This is a genomic window from Metallosphaera yellowstonensis MK1 (assembly GCF_000243315.1).
Lineage (GTDB): Archaea > Thermoproteota > Thermoprotei_A > Sulfolobales > Sulfolobaceae > Metallosphaera > Metallosphaera yellowstonensis.
In genome coordinates this window covers 1-2,238 of sequence record NZ_JH597771.1, presented here as the reverse complement: position 1 = coordinate 2,238, position 2,238 = coordinate 1, and the positions used below count along the sequence as shown (strand labels likewise).

Annotated in this window: 2 protein-coding genes; one reads left to right on the top strand and one right to left on the bottom strand. The window is 35.2% G+C overall.

From position 1 onward, the window contains the following. Positions 1–156: 156 nt before the first annotated feature. On the bottom strand, positions 157–723 hold the full coding sequence (locus METMK1DRAFT_RS15290; protein ID WP_009075931.1) for a hypothetical protein: 567 nt from the start codon (positions 721–723) through the stop codon (positions 157–159). Positions 724–1,182: 459 nt separating this feature from the next. On the opposite strand from METMK1DRAFT_RS15290, the gene METMK1DRAFT_RS15285 reads away from it, so the two are divergent. Then, positions 1,183–1,641, top strand: a complete 459-nt coding sequence (locus METMK1DRAFT_RS15285) for a hypothetical protein (protein WP_009075930.1) — start codon at positions 1,183–1,185, stop codon at positions 1,639–1,641. Positions 1,642–2,238 lie beyond the last annotated feature (597 nt).

The following is a 2,238-nucleotide window of genomic DNA, read 5'->3' as shown; positions in this document are numbered from 1 at the left end:
GTGCAATATTACTGGGGATTGCAACATCGTACCCCGTAAAACCAGTGTCTATTTTTAACGTAACTTTTTCCTTTAAGTTTTCTTTAACTATATATCCGTCAATTATTATTTCGTCACTTTGAGTTATATTTCCCATTAATCTCAATACATAGGCACCTAATCCTCTCCCTTATCAAGCCTTGAGAGGGCATAAGCTATAATTCCAATTGCACTTAAAGCTCCTACAACTACTGCTATTGGCTGCCATGCTGTTAAGGATTTAGGCGGTTCTAACGTTACTAAATATTGTGTCCTCACTTCTTTAATCCACTTCTTAGCAACGTTGTCAAATATGTGCAGTTTGTTATAAGCAGTTCTGTAAAAATCAAATACCTCATAAATTGAGGGAATATTGTAATACTGTAAATGTTCTAAGTGGTCTCTACTAACTTCAAAGTGTCCGTCAATAAAGCCGTCATCGTATATCCTAACGTGGAGCTCCCAAATGTTGTAAATCCTCATTGATAATGAGTATTTTTCACCCTTGTAAAATTCCAGTTTTTCCTCTCTAAATCCCGAGCCTTTTAGGGCGTTGACTACGTCCTCTATTTTATTTTTGGGAACGAACAACCTTAAATTACCTTCCTTTAGCACATAGTCTTGAGGCAAAGTAGCTGAACTTCCGTCAAAGTAAACTACATCTCTGGGTAAGTATGTTGAGATTGGGTGTTCGACAGTCTGCATATTTCATCTTCTCAGCGTTAACTATTAAAAATTTTGTTTCCTTCTGCTTTCTTCGGTATAGTTAACTTTCAGCTTAAGAGAGCTTGGAGGAAATAGTTATTTTAATTACTTCTAAATATCGTTTTGACAAGTTATGTTTATACAGTATTACAAATAGTTTTTATTGATGATCTCCCTAACTGATGACGGGCACTGCTCACGAGGGTGGGAGTGATAAAAGTGTGGATGGGAGGGTAGTGGTGTTTCTCTCGACTAGCCCCAATGAGTGACTGTGTATGATCCCTTATGAGGGGTGCCCGCGGCGGAATTAAAAGTAAGGATAAGTTACGCCACGGGTAAAAACTTTGAAGCTGTTAGGTAAGTGAACTTCAAATTCTAGGTTATCCTAGAACTATCTCGTTTAAATTAAGAAATAGCTTTTTATTATTGTAGTAGATAGTACATTGTTGATAGCTGATTATGATGAGCACTTTGCTAAATAATTTAAGTTTTAGGAACTCAGTTAGAGGTTATGTGAAAGTCAGTGATGGTAGTATAATTATTTTGCGTGCAGCAATTGTGGACGTTATACCTTCGCAAGTACCTTCGCCTTTTGGTGCGGAATTTAATGTTAATTATATCGTTGGAATATCTGTGCATCCTTCTGAAGGGGCCCTAAATGAGGTCAAGGATAAACCTATCCTAGAGCCGGGTAAACAAGTTAATGAAGGCTGGATAGAATTGGAAATAGACGATAAAGTCTCAGCTTATGAAGAAGTAATTTATAAAGATGCGAAAATTGGTGAATATTTAATTAGACTTGAGATAGAACCAATAATGGCGTCTAAAAATACTCAATTTAAGATGCAACAAGGGCCTCTATATACGTTAAGATGGGCCCCAAAGATAAGCTGGCACAAAATAGGTGAGAAAACATGACGGAGAATTTCATTATATACTCTAACTTGGAGCCAACACAAATCAGTATTTCCTCTAAGTATATTCCAGATAATATAACCACTACTACTGAGACCTATAGTAATTCTATCCGTAGTATTTTTAATATGATTGATGAGAAAGAAGCTCTTGAAATATTGAAAACTTATATTGATAAGGATTGCGTGAACAGGATCAGTAATTTTATAGATCTTAGGAGTTTAGCATCAATAGTCTTATGGCTGATTAATACATTTCCAATTAATATTTCTAGCATTAGTATTACAGAAGACGTAGAATCCTCGCAACCCTTATTCGTAGAAATTCGTATAAACAATTGTGATTGGGAAGAATGGAAGTACCTAGCAAAGTATACTAAAGATACTTTAAATAGAGAAGGTCTAGGTGACATTGCAAGTAAAGTGGTATTAGTATGCAACCAAGCAATGCAAATAAGTTAAAGCCTCATAAACTGTTAAATTATTTTGAGAGTCTTTTGAGCAATAGTTTAGATGAGGTATTTATAAGGAGAATAATTAGCGCAGTGTATTTCTCTCTATTTAACTATTGGTCTATAAAAAATATTTGTAAAGGGAATAA